This window comes from Pseudoruegeria sp. SK021, assembly GCF_002119405.1.
Taxonomy (GTDB): Bacteria; Pseudomonadota; Alphaproteobacteria; order Rhodobacterales; family Rhodobacteraceae; genus Meridianimarinicoccus.
The window spans coordinates 1-672 of record NZ_MTBG01000120.1 but is presented as its reverse complement, the minus strand read 5'-3'; the positions used below and the strand labels follow the sequence as shown (position 1 = coordinate 672).

Below are 672 nucleotides of genomic sequence, written 5' to 3'. Positions count from 1 at the left end.
GCGATCCCCTATCGCGGGCCGAAGGGATCTCTGCATCTTTTGATTGATGCCACCGGGATCAAGGTCGAAGGTGAAGGCGAATGGCATAGACGCAAGCACGGTGGCTCGAAACGACGGGTTTGGCGTAAAGTCCATCTCGGGATCGATGAAGAAACACTGGAAATCCGAGCTGTCGAAGTGACCACGAGCAATGTCGGCGATGCACCCATGCTGCCCGATCTTCTCGGCCAGATCGACCCGCACCAAGAGATCGCGACCGTCACCGCCGACGGGGCCTATGACACACGAAAATGCCACAACGCCATCGCCGACCGCGGCGCGGCGGCCATCATTCCGCCGCGTCGCAACGCGGTGCCCTGGAAGCCGGCCACCGCCGGAGCAAGGGCCCGCAATGAAGCGCTCCGGGCGTCCAAATATCTCGGTCGATCGCTTTGGCGGCTGTGGACCAAATACCACCGACGAAGTCGCGCAGAGACAAAGATGAACTGCGTGAAGGGCCTGGGTCAGAGCCTCATGGCCCGCGATTTTGACCGCCAGGTAGCGGAGGTTCAGATCCGAGCTGCAGTGCTGAACCGGTTCACCGCCCTCGGAATACCCGTCACGAAAGCCGTGGGATAAGTGTGTCTGGGGAAAGGGGCACTGCGGCCCATTTCAAATTTGTGCAACAGCGCC

Annotated in this window: 1 protein-coding gene; it reads left to right on the top strand. The window is 60.9% G+C overall.

Features of this window, described 5'->3' with window-relative positions; translation table 11 throughout:
• A partial coding sequence (locus BV911_RS18880; RefSeq protein ID WP_086055058.1) for an IS5 family transposase occupies positions 1-618 on the top strand: 618 nt, incomplete at its 5' end.
• Positions 619-672: the final 54 nt, after the last annotated feature.